This is a genomic window from Mediterraneibacter massiliensis (genome assembly GCF_001487105.1).
GTDB classification, from domain to species: Bacteria; Bacillota; Clostridia; order Lachnospirales; family Lachnospiraceae; genus Mediterraneibacter; species Mediterraneibacter massiliensis.
The window spans coordinates 1,186,702-1,202,154 of record NZ_LN913001.1; the positions used below are offsets into that span (position 1 = coordinate 1,186,702).

Sequence of the window (15,453 nt, forward strand, 5' to 3'; positions counted from 1 at the left end):
CTTTACTCTGGTGTGTTAAAGCACAAAAGAATAAACTCAGGAGAGTCTCTTGAAAAAGAGCGCCGAAGGTGTACGCAGTCTGCACAGACTGTTAATCTCTCAGGCAAAAGGATGGAGGAGTAAAGGAATGTTAGCACAAATTGATGCAATTATCACTTGGATCGATGCAAGAATATGGGGATTGCCATTGATCATTCTGATCCTGTCAACAGGATTCTATCTTACAGTTCGATTGGGGTTATTACAGATCAGACATCTTGGAAAGGCCCTGAAATTCATGGTGAAAAATGAAGAAGGCGGACATGGAGAAGTAACCAGTTTTGGAGCGCTTTGTACCGCTTTGTCTGCGACGATCGGGACAGGGAACATCACGGGAGTGGCAACTGCGATTGCAGCTGGCGGTCCGGGAGCCCTGTTCTGGATGGTAGTAGCGGCATTTTTTGGAATGGCGACAAAATATGCAGAAGGGCTCTTGGCGATCAAATATCGTACGATTGATGCAGAAGGGCACGTGCTGGGCGGTCCATTTTACTATATCGAGAATGGTATGGGGAAAAAATGGAAATGGCTTGCGATGATCTTTGCTTTTTTTGGCGCAGGCGTAGGTTTGTTCGGTATCGGTACATTTACGCAAGTAAACAGTATCGCTTCTGCTGTAAAAGATTTTTTTGATCCGCAGACTATGTATGCGGTTACATTGTTCGGAAAGGAATATTCCCTTGCAACGGTGATCAGCTGTATCTTTCTTACAGTATGTGTAGGACTGGTCGTGATCGGAGGAATCAGGAGGATCGCTAAGGTTTCGGAAGTAGTCGTTCCTTTTATGGCAGTTCTTTACATTGTGCTTGCCTTGATGATCATCATTACGAATATCACGCTCGTCCCGGCAGCAGTTGTATCGATCGTGAAATCTGCTTTTACAGGCAGCGCTCTTGCGGGAGGTGCGATGGGAAGCATGATCGTGGCTATGCAAAAAGGGATAGCCAGAGGTATCTTTTCCAATGAATCAGGGCTTGGAAGCGCTCCGATCGCAGCGGCAGCGGCAATGACGAAAGAACCTGCAAGGCAGGGATTGGTTTCTATGACAGGGACTTTTATTGATACGATTATTATTTGTACAATGACAGGAATCTCTATTGTGATCGCAGGTACATGGACGGATCCGAAGCTGGAAGGTGTGGCGATTACGATGGCGGCATTTGAGAAAGGACTGCCGTTTCCGCCGGCGGTATCTTCTTTCTGCCTGATGTTGTGTCTCGTGTTCTTTGCGTTTACGACGATTTTGGGATGGAATTATTATGGAGAACGCTGTATTGAATATATGTTTAACCGGAATAAAAAAGCGGTAAAAACATATCGCTGGTTATATATTATCGCTGTGTTTATCGGACCTTATATGACTGTGGCGGCAGTGTGGAATATTGCAGATATATTCAATGCGCTGATGGCATTTCCTAACTTGATCGCACTTCTTGCGTTGAGCGGTGTTGTTGTGAAAGAGTCAAAAGAATATTTTGCGAGAACAAAGGCAAAATAAAAGCAGATAGGAAGATGATTTAGTGAATTGTTTTGAAAAATCATCTGGGAAATGTACTTGACTTATTTTAATATACTACGTATAATGAATAAGAATATCGTAAAGACAAGGAAGAGGAGTATTAAGAGCGTTTTGTACTATCAGAGAACTGCCGGCTGGTGAGAGGCAGCAGACAGACGTTCCCAACTCGCCTCAGAGTCCTTTTACTGAAAGTGTATGTGGGTTGTGTTAACAGCTTGCAGGAAAATAGGTGAAAGCGGGGCTTCCCGTTATAGAAGAAATGAGTGCATTTATCCTTTTTAGAAACGATAAATGAATAAGAGTGGTACCACGGAAAAGAAGCCTTTTCGTCTCTTAAGAGGGGAAAAGGCTTTTTATAATGGATTTCCCCAAATTCCTAAATGGACGCAGACAAGCTCTGGAAAAGAAGAAAATGGGAGGTAAAGACATATGGCACAGAAAATTGTCTATAATCACAAAGCTGTTGAGAAAAAATGGCGTGAAAGATGGCAGGAAAATCCGGTGAATCCCAAAGTGGATGAGAACGGAAATAAGAAGCAGAAATACTACTGTCTGGATATGTTTCCGTATCCCTCAGGAAACGGACTGCATGTAGGGCATTGGAGAGGATATGTGATCTCCGACGTATGGAGCCGCTATAAATTGCAGCAGGGATACTATATCGTACATCCTATGGGATGGGATGCGTTTGGCCTGCCGGCAGAAAATTATGCGATCAAGATGGGCGTACATCCGGCGATTTCCACAGCGGAAAATGTAAAGAATATCAAGAGACAGATCAATGAGATCGCAGCGCTCTATGACTGGGATATGGAAGTAAACACAACAGATCCGGAATTCTATAAATGGACACAGTGGATCTTTGTGAAGATGTTCAAGGAAGGACTTGCTTATGAGAAAGAGTTCCCCATTAACTGGTGTCCGTCCTGTAAGACGGGTCTGGCAAATGAAGAAGTTGTCAATGGGAAATGTGAGCGTTGCGGCGCAGAGGTGACAAAGAAGAACCTACGTCAGTGGATGCTGAAGATCACTGCATACGCAGAACGTCTTCTCAATGATTTGGATAAACTTGACTGGCCGGAGAAAGTAAAGAAGATGCAGGCAGACTGGATAGGCAAATCTTACGGCGCAGAAGTAGATTTCCCAGTAGAGGGAAGGGATGAGAAAATTACTGTATATACAACCAGACCGGATACACTGTACGGAGCTACGTTCATGGTACTGGCGCCGGAACATGAATTGGCGGCATCTCTTGCTACACCTGAGACAAAGGAAGCAGTAGAAAAATATATTTATGACGCTTCTATGAAATCTAATGTAGATCGTATGCAGGACAAAGAGAAGACGGGTGTGTTTACAGGAAGTTATGCGATCAATCCGTTAAATGGTGCGAAGACACCTATCTGGCTTTCTGACTATGTGCTTGCAGATTATGGTACAGGCGCGATCATGTGTGTGCCTGCACATGATGACCGTGATTTTGAATTTGCGAAAAAATTTGATATTCCGATCATCCAGGTCATTGCAAAGGATGGAAAAGAAATCGAGAATATGACAGAAGCCTATACAGAGGCGGCAGGTACGATGATCAATTCTGGGGAATGGAACGGAATGGAGTCGGCAGTCCTGAAAAAAGAAGCGCCTCATATCATAGAAGAAAGAGGGCTCGGTAAGGCCACTGTCAATTATAAGCTGCGTGACTGGGTATTTTCCCGCCAGCGCTATTGGGGAGAACCAATCCCGATCATCCACTGTCCGGACTGTGGTACAGTGCCGGTACCGGAGGAAGAGCTGCCTCTTCGTCTGCCGGATGTAGAATCCTATGAACCGACAGGGACAGGGGAATCTCCGCTTGCTGGAATTGAAGAATGGGTCAACTGTACATGTCCGGTATGCGGCAAACCTGCAAAAAGAGAGACGAATACAATGCCGCAGTGGGCTGGTTCCTCCTGGTATTTTTTGCGCTATGTAGACAACCATAATGATAAGGAACTGGTTTCTAGAGAAAAAGCAGATGAAATGCTTCCAGTAGATATGTATATCGGAGGAGTAGAGCATGCGGTGCTGCATCTTCTGTACTCCAGATTTTATACGAAATTTTTATGCGATATCGGTGCGATCGATTTTGATGAACCGTTCCAGAAGCTGTTTAACCAGGGAATGATAACCGGGAAAAACGGGATTAAGATGAGTAAGTCAAAGGGCAATGTCGTTTCCCCGGATGATCTGGTAAATGATTATGGATGTGATTCTCTGCGTATGTATGAGCTGTTTGTAGGTCCGCCGGAGCTGGACGCAGAATGGGATGACAGAGGAATCGACGGAGTAAACCGTTTCTTAAAACGTCTCTGGAATCTGTTGTTAGACAGCTTGGAGAATCCGACAGAAGCAACAAAAGAAATGATAAAACAGCGCCATAAAATGGTCGCTGATATTACGAGTCGTTTGGAAAGTTTCAGCCTGAATACAGTAATCTCCGGATTTATGGAATACAATAACAAGTTTATTGATATTGCTAAAAAAGCAGGTGGTATTGATAAGGAAACACTGGAGACGATCGCAGTGCTTTTGTCTCCATTTGCGCCTCATTTTTCAGAGGAAATGTGGGAACGGTTAGGACACGATACAACCGTTTTCAGAGCAGGATGGCCGACCTATGACGAAGATGCGATGAAAGACGATGAAATCGAAATTCCGGTGCAGATCAACGGAAAGACAAAAGCAGTCATCAGTATTTCTGCAGAAGCGACAAAAGAAGAAGCTATTGCGGCAGGAAAAGAAGCAATCGCAGATAAACTGACCGGAAATATCATAAAAGAAATCTATGTCCCGAAGAAGATCGTGAATATTGTGCAGAAATAATAGAGAAGAATATTTCACAACAGAATAGAGTGCTTGGAAATCATTAGAGGAATGACGCAGATGATAGAGATATTGTCTGCGTTATTTTTTTGTGATTATAAAGATGTAAATAATTACAGAGTATGATATTATGAGAAATAAACAATTACAGTTTAATTAAAAAAATTAGAAATTTACGAAAAGCAAAAGGACTTTCGCAAGAGGAACTGGCTATCAAGCTAAATGTAGTAAGACAAACGGTATCTAAATGGGAAAAAGGAGTTTCCCAAACAAAAGGATATTAAGGAATAACCTGTGTTTACCTGCTTGCAGAATATTGGTATATAAGAGAATGACACTTGAAATATAGTGTCTTTTTCTATATCTAATAATTTTTCATTAGATAAGTGAAAAAGAATGACTGTTCATTTTTAGCGTGATATAATTTATGTTAAGAAAACGATAAGCTTTATGAATTTGAGGAGATGTTATCATTGAAGAATAAAATAAGAATTAAGCCTATATTAATTTTTATTATTATATTTACTGCATTTGCTGGAGGTATTTTCTACGCATTTGTAGCTAATCGTCCTAATCCGCTAAATGTAACACAGGTCGAAAATGCACTTACAAAACAAGGAATACAAACTTTTAATATTACAGATAATGCACAAAATAATTTTCCTGCTATGGAATTAGAAAATTGTATTGTTGCTGAACAAGATGATTTGCGTTTTGAATTTTATCAATTTGATAATGTAAAAAGTGCAAGAAAAGTTTATACACAAGCATTCAATAAAATATACGGGAACAGAACAACTAATAGGGTAGAGTTTAATGAAAGAAAGCTAAATTATCGTATATATATTTTAGATATAGAAACAAATTATTACGTTGCTATGTATAATGAAAATACAGCGGTATATGCTTATTGTGATTCTGAAAATTCAAGTATAATTAAAGAAGTACTTAATTCTTTAGGATATCCTAATATAGCTGATACTGGTTGGAATCAAGAAACATCATTTGATAATATTGTAAGAGTTCTTGTTTATGTATTGTGTATTCCGATTATGTTTATTACAAGAATATGGATATATCCGGTTGTTTATAAATCAGCAGGAGTATCGAGAAGAAAGGCGTTGGAATTAGGTGATTCTCGTAAAGAGATTATCCCAAAACTTATTGAACTTTCAAAAAATCCTAAACAGACAAAGTTATTTGCCATGATTCATAATTATATTTCATTACCGGCTTATATAGCTGTTGTTTTAGCGATAATAAGTTGTTTTACTGATAGAGTTGAAAATATTCTTGATGGATTTGGTCTTGCAATTCCGCTAGTTATGGTTGTTTGTGCTTTGATTTTTATAACTATTGATAAACGAATGAGTAAGTAAGGATTGTTGATAAATGTAGAAGTTGTCGAGGAAGTGATATTGTGATTATAGGAAACATACCAAAAGCTTTAGCTGAATTATATAAGTCGTTACTCTCTGAGTTGAAACCTAATTGGAAAGTTGAAATAATTATTGAGGATTACAATTTATATAAACTTGATTTTGTAAATGAGATTCCTTGTTCTCTTAAATTAGATGTGACCGAAGAAGATATAAGTGAATTACATGATGAAATTATAAATATGGAAATTAGTGTATATTTGTATGAAGATTTGCTGTATAAGAATCCACTAAATATGAGTGAGGAAGAAAAAAGAGAATATAGAGAATTGAAAAATCGTGAAAAGGAATACAATAAATATGCTCCGTTAGAAGCAATTTCTAGTTATTGGTTGCAACAGAAATCTTGATTATCGGTATTAGATAATACGAAAAGTATATAAATCGGAAATTTTGAGGAGTGGTATATATGAAAACGAAGATTTTTTTTGATGATTTAAGCACTAAAAATAATGTGTTGTTACTTAAACCCAAAGATGAATTAGTAAAAGATTTTTCTGAAAAATACAGTAATTTCCAAGATAAATTTTTTTACGAACAGTTTATGAATTCTGGTGGTATTGTTATTGATAATTGGATAAGAATATATGGTTGTGGCAAACTGAATGTAATTGAAAAGAATAAACTATATAACACAAATCAAACTATGGATATTTTAATTGCAGAAGATATTTTAGGTGGATTGTTTGGTTTGAAAGATGATTTTGTTTATTATTTTGCTCCCGATACAAATGAATGGGAATCTTTAGAAATATATTATACACAATTTGTAAATTGGTTAATCAACAATCCTAATGGTGTAAATAAATTCTATGAATGTTTCAGATGGGTTAATTGGAAAGAGGATTGTTCTAAAATTCAATTAAATGATGGATATTCCTTTTATCCTTTACTTCAAGTAAATACTGATATTAATCATAGAAGTAGAAAAGTTGTATCTATTGATGAGTTAATTCGTTTAAATCTTGGTATATAGCAACTCCTAGTTTGTAGATACCAAAATATCATATTCTGACGGAGTGATCCAGACACGGCGGTGGGAAAATCTTTTAGATTTTTCCGCCGTTTTTAGTGGCTGGTTCACTTCGACAGTTGAGCGAGCTTGCGAGCGAACATCAAGCCCCCGTTATCTAACAAGGGGGGCACAAAAAACAAGAGACAATAGACACTACTAAGCGGAAAACGCTGTATTTACAAGGCAAAACCGCTTTTGACAGGGTGTTAACTGAAAGACACTCATTTAACACATAAAAATTAAATAAGACATAGGAAAGACAGTTGGTTTCAAATAAGAAACTGATTGTCTTTGTCTTTTGCAGAAATGTAAGCATAGGCAATTATCAAATATGGTAGTTGCCTTTTTTGATTGGAGGAATTGAAGAATGAATGATAAAAACTTTATAGAAGAATTAAGACAAAAGCGTGAAGAATATGGAGTAACACAAACAAGGCTTGCGGTTGCCTGCGGTATCAGCCGTACATATTTTAATCAGATAGAGAATGGGATTGTTGTTCCCTCTGATGAATTAAAACAAACGATAGAAAAACAGATTGAGCATTTCAACCCAAAAGAACCGCTATTCTTATTGATTGATTACTTCCGTGTCCGCTTTCCTACTACGGACGCATTAAAGATTATTCGTGATGTATTACAACTAAAAGCCGATTATATGCTTTATGAAGATTTTGGAAAGTACGGATATGAAAGCAAGTATGTTTTGGGCGATATCAATATCATGTGTTCTATGCAAGAGCATTTAGGCGTTTTGTTAGAACTGAAAGGCAGAGGGTGTCGGCAAATGGAAAGTTATCTATTGGCACAGGAACGCACATGGTATGACTTTATGCTTGATTGTATGACGGCAGGCGGTGTGATGAAACGGCTTGACTTGGCAATCAATGATAAAGCAGGAATATTGGATATTCCAAAATTAAAGGCAAAATATAAAGCAGGAGAATGTATTTCCTACTTCCGTATGCAGAAAGATTACAGTGGTACAGAGAAATGTGGGAGTGATACACCAAAGAACACAGGAGAAACCTTATATCTTGGTTCAACAAGTAGCGAATTATATATGTGTGCTTATCAGAAGAATTATGAGCAGTATGTCAAGAATGGCACAGAAGTTGAAGATACAGAAATCAAGAACCGTTTTGAAATACGCATGAAGAATGAACGAGCCTATTATGCAGTTGTAGATTTACTGACCTATCGGGACGCTGAACGCACCGCTTTTTCTATTATCAATCATTATGTTCGCTTTGTAGATAGAGAGGACGATAAACCTAAAAGTCAATGGAAAATGAATGATGATTGGGCATGGTTTGTAGGGGATAACAGAGAACCTATACGCTTAACCACAAAGCCAGAGCCTTATACCTTACAAAAGGCATTGCATTGGTTACAAAGACAAGTTGCACCAACGATAAAAATGGTACAGGCATTGGATAAAGAAAATCATACAACGATACTGAAAGATATGATTGAGCAGGCAGAGCTCAAAGACAAGCATAAACATTTATTACAGTTAGAAAAATCAACCATAGAAGAACGCATAGATACCGTTGTTCCACAAGAGAATGACGGTATTTTTTAATTTCTTCAAAAAATCTGCAACAAAATATCAACTAGCGTACAGATATGGTGTGAGAAAAGGAAATTTAACTTTTTTTCAAAATTACTCATTAAACCGAGGGTTGCTGTCCTTATATGGAGTGGAAGTTGAAAAAATCTATACTTTTTTGAAAAATATGACGGAAATTCGTGATTGGTGGACAGTATTATGCGAAAAAAGGAAAAACTGTCGTTATTTGTATTCAAACAGGCATTAGCAGTTGAGTGTTGATGTGAAAGGAAGAAAATATTTTCATTTTTAACTTAACATTTGATGACTGCTGTTCCCTATATGGTGCAGGAAAAGAGATTTAAAATATTTTCATTTCAACTTAACAAATAAGCGTTTGCTGTACAGACATGAAGTGAAAAGAAAAAAGTTTTGAGTATTGGTTACGCTTTTGCTCTTTTCCAACGCGGTATATAGGAAAGACGATTTTCTTCTTCCGTGTTCTTTGACAACTGAATAAAGCAATTCAATACATTAGACAGACAGCGAGCCGTTGAAACAGATACGCCATGACCTTTCCCCTGCCAAAGCGAGCGACAACCTATCTGTGTTCTTGTAAAAGACTTGTCCTCTTTTATCGCCATGACCTGTCCTGTCTGATAATGATACTCCCGTACAGCCACAGCTTGAGCGTTCAGAGCGTCGCACGCAATGGGTACGGCTACATAAGGATTATGCAGAGGTGGAACTCCTGTGGGCTATGACAAAAGCCGTTGAATTGCTTAGAAACTATTTTTACAGAAAGGGGGTATGTGTTATTGCTGATATTGTAAAAACAATGCAAGAAAAGACAAATAATAAGCGTGGCATTGGCAACAGAGGAAAGACAAAGATTGTAGTAAAAGAGCATTTTTCCGAAAAAGGAAAGACAATGGAAGAACTTCTGACTGATGTTATGCTGGAAAAAGCAAAGCAGACAATCGCATAAAATCGGTGCAGTTGTAAGAAATAGATTGAATGGCAAAAAGTACCCGTGTTATACTTTACTTGCAAGCAGGTATTGTAAACACGGGTTAGTTATAAAGGAGGATAACTGACAATGAAACAACAGATTTACAATACTGCACTTTATCTTAGGTTAAGCCGAGATGATGAATTACAGGGCGAAAGTTCCAGCATTACCACACAAAGAAGTATGTTGCGTCTATATGCAAAAGAACATCATTTGAATGTGATTGATGAGTATATTGATGACGGCTGGTCGGGAACAAATTTTGAAAGACCGAGTTTCCAGAGAATGATTGAAGATATAGAGGCAGGAAAAATCAACTGTGTTGTAACGAAAGACCTTTCCCGACTTGGCAGAAATTATATTATGACAGGACAATATACAGAATTGTATTTTCCCAGCCATAATGTCCGTTACATAGCGATTGACGACGGTGTAGACAGCGAAAAAGGCGAAAGTGAGATTGCACCATTTAAGAACATCATCAATGAATGGGTGGCAAGAGATACAAGCCGTAAAGTGAAATCGGCATTTAAGACAAAATTTGCAGAGGGTGCGTATTATGGGGCTTATGCTCCGTTAGGATATAAGAAACACCCCGACATCAAAGGAAAACTGCTGGTTGATGAGGAAACAAAATGGATTGTTGAAAAAATCTTCTCCCTAGCCTATCAAGGTTACGGTAGTGCCAAAATCACAAAGGTACTGCGAGAAGAAAAAGTTCCGACAGCGTCTTGGCTGAATTTCACAAGGTACGGTACTTTTGCACATATCTTTGAGGGAAAGCCCGAAAGCAAGCGTTATGAGTGGACGATTGCTCATGTTAAGGCAATATTAAAAAGTGAGGTTTATATAGGCAACAGCGTTCACAATATGCAGTCTACGGTTTCATTTAAGAGCAAGAAGAAAGTACGAAAGCCCGAAAGCGAATGGTTTCGAGTAGAAAACACGCACGAACCGATTATTGACAAGGAAGTGTTCTATCGTGTGCAGGAGCAGATAAAATCAAGGCGTAGACAGACAAAGGAAAAGGCAACGCCGATATTTGCAGGGCTTGTCAAGTGTGCGGATTGTGGCTGGTCTATGCGGTTTGCAACAAATAAAGCAAATAAGACGCCTTACAGTTATTATTCTTGCAGTTTCTACGGACAGTTTGGCAAAGGTTACTGTTCTATGCACTATATCCGCTATGATGTGCTGTATCAAGCTGTATTGGAGCGATTGCAGTATTGGGCTAAGGCAGTACAGCAGGACGAAGAAAAGGCATTGAACAAGATACAGAAAGTCGGCAATGCAGAGCGAATACGGGAAAAGAAGAAAAAGGCAAGTGCCTTGAAGAAAGCCGAGAACCGACAAAATGAGATTGACCGCTTGTTTGCGAAAATGTATGAAGATAGAGCCTGTGAGAAGATAACGGAACGAAACTTCATTATGCTGTCGGGGAAATATCAAAAGGAACAGATAGAACTAGAACAGCAGATAACCAGCCTAAGAGAAGAATTAAGTAAAATGGAACAGGATATGATAGGTGCTGAAAAGTGGATTGAGTTAATCAAGGAGTATTCTGTACCAAAGGAACTGACAGCACCGTTATTAAATGCAATGATAGAAAAAATACTCATTCACGAAGCAACAACGAATGAGGAGAACGAAAGAATACAGGAAATAGAGATATACTACCGATTTATTGGAAAAGTAGACTGATAAATAGGGTTCATATCTTTAACTAAGGGAAAGCGGATTATCGGTTCCTGATTCAAGTATGCTTGTCTTGTTGGCAGAAGAACTGGATACATCTGTAAGTGTGTTGCTCGGAGAAACGGAACAGGAAAGAAGTGAGGTGAAAATTCGGACAATTCGTTACCTGCTTATTTTAGTGTGTGCAATTATTGTAGTAGTATTTATTGCTTTCGCGGCTATGAATAGCGAATATTTGACTTGGGATTTTAACAATTATTTTATTAGAAAATGGAAGAATAAAAAATAATAGATAAAAGCTGAATTTGATAAGGAGGATTACATATGGAATTTCCTTTTCATGATGTACCAAATACAGCAACTATAATTTGCTGTCACATAATGAATGGAGAAGAACCTATTTTATTTGTATCACATGATGAAGATGACGGTATGTGGCAATTTTTATGTGGCAAAGCACATGAAACAGAAGACGCAAAATTAGTTTCTTTGAAGGAGGTATTTGAGTTAGACAATTCGATTGGAACTTTAGTAGATATGCCTTGCGGTTATTATGCGACGAGAGAAAATCAAGAAGATAATTGGGTGCTTAGTAAGCGTTAAATATGAATTTGTGGGGTAGATATTTTGAGAACATACAAGGACAAAGAAGAATTAAAAAATGAGATAAATAAAAGTTTTGAAAAGTATATTTCTGAATTTGATAATATTCCTGAATCTTTAAAAGATAAGAGAATAATCGAAGTAGATAGAACACCAGCAGAAAATCTTGCTTATCAAGTTGGATGGACGACATTAGTTTTGAAATGGGAAGACGATGAGAAACAAGGGATTGAAGTGAAAACACCATCGGATATGTTTAAGTGGAATCAACTAGGTGAATTATATCAATGGTTTACAGATACTTACTCATATTTATCGTTAGCAGAACTGAAAGATAGACTAAAAGAAAATATTATATCTATCCATACAATGATTGATTCAATGAGTGATGAAGAATTATTTCAACCACATATGAGAAAGTGGGCTGATGATGCTACAAAAACAGCGGTATGGGAAGTTTACAAGTTTATTCACATTAATACTGTTGCTCCTTTCGGAACTTTTAGAACCAAGATCAGAAAATGGAAAAAGGCAGCATTGTAAATATTATGCAAACCGAGTGAAAATAAAATAGTAATGTTGTTTTTGGAATCTGAATTAAATGTTAAAGAAAATTATATTAAAGCAAAAGATCTTGATTTAAAGTACGGTTAAGAATACCGGAGCAGAAGCAAGCTTTACGGAATATATGAGCGTATTTTGATGAAACGATATTGAAAGTTCCTTTATTTTAAGTTCTATCATTATATGATGTGAGTGAAAGAGAGGTATTGTGTATGGCATTAAGTGATAACATCAAAAAATTCAGAGAAGAAAAAAGTTCACCCAGCAACAATTTGCAGACAAACTATAGGTTTCAAGACAGATAGTTTGTCGTTGTGAAAATGGTTCAAGAGGAGATCAGAGAAGATACAAAGTCGGATACACCTGCTGATTTCTAAAAAGCTGAGAGAAATGTAGTGAAATTAAGGAACAAGGCAAAGCCGATACGATATAGGTCTGTCTTTGACGGAATGTATATAGACAAAAGAGGAAGTGTTTTAAAATAAAAGGGAAAGCAGCTAGAATATCGTTTGTTTTTGCGGATGATTTTGCACTGTAACTGTGATAGAATAAATGCGTAACATTTTACAGAGGCAGGATAGAAAAGAAGGGAATGTAAATGGGTTGTTTAGGTAATGTATTGTGGTTTTTGTTTGGCGGATTCATCAGTGGCTTAAGCTGGTGTCTGGCGGGATGCATATGGTGCATTACGATCATAGGGATACCGGTAGGCGTACAGTGTTTTAAGCTTGCTTCACTGAGTTTTTTCCCTTTTGGAAAGGAAGTTGTGTATGGCGGCGGAGCCGGTTCGTTGCTTTTGAATATAATCTGGCTGCTTGTGTCGGGGTTGCTTTTAGCGATAGAACATGCAGCGCTGGGCATTATACTTTGTATAACAGTGATCGGGATTCCGTTCGGAATGCAGCAGTTTAAACTGGCTAAATTGGCTCTGATGCCCTTTGGAGCAGAAATACGGTGACGACAGAGACGATATGCAATTGTGCTATAAGCCATGGGCAAAAACAGAAAAGCAGAACGGGAGAAGAAGGAGCAGATGGATGGAAATAAACATAAAAGCAGTATTTTTCGACGTGGACGGGACATTGATCTCCCACAAAGACGGGGGTGTGCCTGAAAGTACAAAGGAAGCTCTTCGTCTGTTGAAAAAGCGGGGAATCAAAGTGGTTGTTGCCACAGGACGGCATACGATAGAGCTTGAGGCTCTGCCGGTTCGTGATCTGGAATTTGACGGCTATGTGGTCCTGAATGGACAGTTATGTTTGGATGGGGAAGGAAATACGATTTATGACGAACCAATCTGCAAAGAGGGGGCAGATACGATACTGGAGATATTTAAACGGCGGGAAATACCTGTGTCTATGGTAGAGAAGGACAGAATCTATGTGAATTTTGTCAATGATCTTTTGCGGAGGCGGCAAAAAGAGATATTAAGTCCTGTACCGGAAGTGGCGGAGTATCATGGCGGCAAAATATATCAGTGTTGTATGTATGTAGAAGAACCACAGATGAGAGAGATTGAAAAGAAACTGCGCTTTTGCCGTGCAACACAATGGAATGATGCTGCATACGACATTATCGCAGAAGAAGCCGGAAAGCGAAAAGGGATAGAGGCGTTTCTGAAACATTACAGTATCTCCCCAAAGGAGATCATGGCTTTTGGCGATGGAGAGAATGATATAGATATGCTGCTCTATGCACAGATTGGCGTAGCAATGGGGAATGCTAATGATAAGGTAAAAGAAGCAGCAGATTATGTGACGGACAGGGTAGACAAAGAGGGAATCAAAAAAGCTTTGGAAGAGTATGGAGTAATATGAGTGCGGCATATGTGTATGGCTAAAGGAGGAAAGGCTATGAAGCAAAAAATTCCGTCCCATGAGACATTTAAAATAGCAGCGTTGTTAGCTTTGGTGGGGGGATTTCTGGATGCATATACTTATCTTCTGCGAGGCGGTGTGTTTGCGAATGCACAGACGGGAAATATTGTGCTGCTTGCGGTCAATATGGCAGAAAGACAATGGGGGAAGGCTGGATACTATCTGATTCCGATTGCAGCGTTTGCAGTCGGTGTTTTTGTGACGAATCTGTTAAGAGAACGTCTAAAGAAAAGCGGTTTTTTACAGTTTGAGCATTGTATTCTGCTCTTTGAGGCAGGACTTTTATTTGTCATAGGCTTTCTTCCGGCAGAAATGCCGGATGGAATCATTAATGTAATGATTTCTTTTATCTGTTCTTTGCAGGTGAATGCATTCAGAAAGGTGCGAGAGGTTCCATATGCCTCTACGATGTGCACGGGGAACCTGCGGTCGGGAACAGAAAAGTTGTATGTATTTTTGATGGAAGGAGACCGGCAGGCAGGAAAAAGCGCAGTCCACTATTGGGGTGTGATCTTCCTTTTTATCGCAGGTGCCGCAGCGGGTACGATAGCGGCAGGAATGATAGGAATAAAGAGTATCTGGCTGTGCTGCGTATTGCTTTTGCTGGCATCTCTGCTCATGTTGCTGCAGGATAGAAGGTAAATAAAAGAAAAATGCTCTGCAAGGCTCACGCTGCGGTAAAAGGTATCATGTTGCTGGAGCAACCCGCCGCAGACAGAGAATTCTGCGGAGCATTTTTCTTTGTTAAAGGTCTGTTTACCGCATTGCCGGCTGTGTCAGGATAGATTTTACATGTTCAATCTCTTGTTGTGTAGCCTTTGCGGCGGGGACATAATAGCTTTTTTCCCGGGCAAACTGGTATAGTTTTTCTTGTGACATTTCACATTCATTGCGGATCTGTTTTAAGCATTGTTTTAATTCTTTGTTTTCTGTCTGGGGAATCATGTCTCCAAACATTTTTAATTCACCGTTTACTCCGACTAATGCGTCGGAAATCATTGTTTTTTCATCCATATCTCCTGCGCTCCTCTTATAAAAATTTCATCAGTTCCTGCTTGTTTTTCATGGCAGAATCCGCGGCATCCTGAAAAAGTTTTTTTGCCTCCGGATCTTGCGCATCTTGCGCGTATTCTGTCATCTTGCAATGTGTCGTCGTATATCCGCCGATGAGGTGGCGGAGATTCTGCAGATCAAGAATAGAAATCTCAGACATAAGCAACCTCCTTTTTTTTATTCCCGCAGGCGGCCGTCAGGTCGCAAGTTCGCCTGCTCCTGCCTG

At 38.9% G+C, this 15,453-nt stretch carries 17 protein-coding genes, 1 pseudogene, 1 riboswitch and 1 other annotated feature; of the genes and pseudogenes, 15 read left to right on the forward strand and 3 right to left on the reverse strand.

What is annotated here, in order from left to right; genetic code table 11:
• Positions 1-27: 27 nt before the first annotated feature.
• Positions 28-125: riboswitch (glycine riboswitch) on the forward strand.
• Positions 126-127: 2 nt separating this feature from the next.
• The 7 genes and pseudogenes from BN3282_RS09985 (at position 128) to BN3282_RS10010 (ending at position 8,456) form a co-directional block, all read left to right on the forward strand.
• Entirely contained in the window at positions 128-1,537 is a 1,410-nt protein-coding gene (locus tag BN3282_RS09985) for an alanine/glycine:cation symporter family protein (protein WP_059070369.1), read from the forward strand.
• A 99-nt stretch (positions 1,538-1,636) separates the two neighbouring features.
• Positions 1,637-1,895: a binding site (T-box leader), on the forward strand.
• A 92-nt stretch (positions 1,896-1,987) separates the two neighbouring features.
• Complete coding sequence (leuS, locus tag BN3282_RS09990; protein ID WP_059068837.1) at positions 1,988-4,420, forward strand: leucine--tRNA ligase; 2,433 nt, start codon at positions 1,988-1,990, stop codon at positions 4,418-4,420.
• Positions 4,421-4,575: 155 nt separating this feature from the next.
• Positions 4,576-4,686, forward strand: a pseudogene (locus BN3282_RS14725) (helix-turn-helix domain-containing protein); the annotation flags it as partial.
• Positions 4,687-4,893: 207 nt separating this feature from the next.
• Complete coding sequence (locus BN3282_RS09995) at positions 4,894-5,799, forward strand: hypothetical protein (protein ID WP_059068839.1); 906 nt, start codon at positions 4,894-4,896, stop codon at positions 5,797-5,799.
• 41 nt (positions 5,800-5,840) lie between these two features.
• The gene (locus tag BN3282_RS10000) at positions 5,841-6,209 is read left to right on the forward strand and encodes a hypothetical protein (RefSeq protein ID WP_059068840.1); all 369 of its coding nucleotides are present in this window, start codon (positions 5,841-5,843) and stop codon (positions 6,207-6,209) included.
• A 59-nt stretch (positions 6,210-6,268) separates the two neighbouring features.
• The gene (locus BN3282_RS10005; RefSeq protein WP_059068842.1) at positions 6,269-6,835 is read left to right on the forward strand and encodes a DUF2625 family protein; all 567 of its coding nucleotides are present in this window, start codon (positions 6,269-6,271) and stop codon (positions 6,833-6,835) included.
• Between the two features lie 406 nt (positions 6,836-7,241).
• Positions 7,242-8,456, forward strand: coding sequence for a replication initiation factor domain-containing protein (locus BN3282_RS10010; protein ID WP_059068844.1), 1,215 nt, complete (start codon positions 7,242-7,244; stop codon positions 8,454-8,456).
• Between the two features lie 410 nt (positions 8,457-8,866).
• Here BN3282_RS10010 and BN3282_RS14730 read toward each other — a convergent pair whose 3' ends face one another.
• Positions 8,867-9,106: a hypothetical protein gene (locus BN3282_RS14730; protein WP_082667522.1), complete on the reverse strand. Its 240-nt coding sequence runs from the start codon at positions 9,104-9,106 to the stop codon at positions 8,867-8,869.
• A 77-nt stretch (positions 9,107-9,183) separates the two neighbouring features.
• On the opposite strand from BN3282_RS14730, the gene BN3282_RS10020 reads away from it, so the two are divergent.
• The 8 genes from BN3282_RS10020 (at position 9,184) to BN3282_RS10055 (ending at position 14,816) form a co-directional block, all read left to right on the forward strand.
• A complete protein-coding gene (locus BN3282_RS10020; protein WP_029731960.1) occupies positions 9,184-9,411 on the forward strand; it encodes a hypothetical protein in 228 nt (75 codons plus the stop codon).
• Positions 9,412-9,522: 111 nt separating this feature from the next.
• Entirely contained in the window at positions 9,523-11,136 is a 1,614-nt protein-coding gene (locus BN3282_RS10025) for a recombinase family protein (RefSeq protein ID WP_059068847.1), read from the forward strand.
• Positions 11,137-11,194: 58 nt separating this feature from the next.
• Positions 11,195-11,419, forward strand: a complete 225-nt coding sequence (locus BN3282_RS15220; RefSeq protein ID WP_059068849.1) for a hypothetical protein — start codon at positions 11,195-11,197, stop codon at positions 11,417-11,419.
• A 35-nt stretch (positions 11,420-11,454) separates the two neighbouring features.
• Positions 11,455-11,733, forward strand: a complete 279-nt coding sequence (locus BN3282_RS10035; RefSeq protein WP_059068851.1) for a hypothetical protein — start codon at positions 11,455-11,457, stop codon at positions 11,731-11,733.
• 24 nt (positions 11,734-11,757) lie between these two features.
• Positions 11,758-12,276 (forward strand): ClbS/DfsB family four-helix bundle protein, encoded by a 519-nt coding sequence (locus BN3282_RS10040; protein ID WP_059068852.1) that lies wholly within the window; start codon positions 11,758-11,760, stop codon positions 12,274-12,276.
• Positions 12,277-12,895: 619 nt separating this feature from the next.
• Positions 12,896-13,255 (forward strand): YccF domain-containing protein, encoded by a 360-nt coding sequence (locus BN3282_RS10045; protein WP_059068854.1) that lies wholly within the window; start codon positions 12,896-12,898, stop codon positions 13,253-13,255.
• Between the two features lie 79 nt (positions 13,256-13,334).
• Positions 13,335-14,114, forward strand: a complete 780-nt coding sequence (locus BN3282_RS10050; protein ID WP_059068856.1) for a Cof-type HAD-IIB family hydrolase — start codon at positions 13,335-13,337, stop codon at positions 14,112-14,114.
• Between the two features lie 36 nt (positions 14,115-14,150).
• Positions 14,151-14,816 carry a YoaK family protein gene (locus BN3282_RS10055; RefSeq protein ID WP_059068857.1) on the forward strand — a complete coding sequence of 222 codons (666 nt, stop codon included), beginning with the start codon at positions 14,151-14,153 and terminating at the stop codon, positions 14,814-14,816.
• Between the two features lie 114 nt (positions 14,817-14,930).
• On the opposite strand, the gene BN3282_RS10060 is transcribed toward BN3282_RS10055, so the two are convergent.
• Together BN3282_RS10060 and BN3282_RS10065 are read right to left on the reverse strand one after the other, a co-directional pair.
• The gene (locus BN3282_RS10060; RefSeq protein WP_059068859.1) at positions 14,931-15,188 is read right to left on the reverse strand and encodes a spore coat protein; all 258 of its coding nucleotides are present in this window, start codon (positions 15,186-15,188) and stop codon (positions 14,931-14,933) included.
• Between the two features lie 16 nt (positions 15,189-15,204).
• Positions 15,205-15,387: a hypothetical protein gene (locus BN3282_RS10065; RefSeq protein WP_059068861.1), complete on the reverse strand. Its 183-nt coding sequence runs from the start codon at positions 15,385-15,387 to the stop codon at positions 15,205-15,207.
• Positions 15,388-15,453: the final 66 nt, after the last annotated feature.

Bases quoted from the DNA above. Each gene is read 5' to 3' on its own strand.
- BN3282_RS09985 (WP_059070369.1), top strand. From the start codon at position 128: ATGTTAGCACAAATTGATGCAATTATCACTTGGATCGATGCAAGAATA.
- leuS (WP_059068837.1), top strand. From the start codon at position 1,988: ATGGCACAGAAAATTGTCTATAATCACAAAGCTGTTGAGAAAAAATGG.
- BN3282_RS10005 (WP_059068842.1), top strand. From the start codon at position 6,269: ATGAAAACGAAGATTTTTTTTGATGATTTAAGCACTAAAAATAATGTG.
- BN3282_RS10010 (WP_059068844.1), top strand. From the start codon at position 7,242: ATGAATGATAAAAACTTTATAGAAGAATTAAGACAAAAGCGTGAAGAA.
- BN3282_RS10020 (WP_029731960.1), top strand. From the start codon at position 9,184: ATGACAAAAGCCGTTGAATTGCTTAGAAACTATTTTTACAGAAAGGGG.
- BN3282_RS10025 (WP_059068847.1), top strand. From the start codon at position 9,523: ATGAAACAACAGATTTACAATACTGCACTTTATCTTAGGTTAAGCCGA.
- BN3282_RS15220 (WP_059068849.1), top strand. From the start codon at position 11,195: ATGCTTGTCTTGTTGGCAGAAGAACTGGATACATCTGTAAGTGTGTTG.
- BN3282_RS10035 (WP_059068851.1), top strand. From the start codon at position 11,455: ATGGAATTTCCTTTTCATGATGTACCAAATACAGCAACTATAATTTGC.
- BN3282_RS10045 (WP_059068854.1), top strand. From the start codon at position 12,896: ATGGGTTGTTTAGGTAATGTATTGTGGTTTTTGTTTGGCGGATTCATC.
- BN3282_RS10050 (WP_059068856.1), top strand. From the start codon at position 13,335: ATGGAAATAAACATAAAAGCAGTATTTTTCGACGTGGACGGGACATTG.
- BN3282_RS10055 (WP_059068857.1), top strand. From the start codon at position 14,151: ATGAAGCAAAAAATTCCGTCCCATGAGACATTTAAAATAGCAGCGTTG.
- BN3282_RS10060 (WP_059068859.1), bottom strand. From the start codon at position 15,188: ATGGATGAAAAAACAATGATTTCCGACGCATTAGTCGGAGTAAACGGT.
- BN3282_RS10065 (WP_059068861.1), bottom strand. From the start codon at position 15,387: ATGTCTGAGATTTCTATTCTTGATCTGCAGAATCTCCGCCACCTCATC.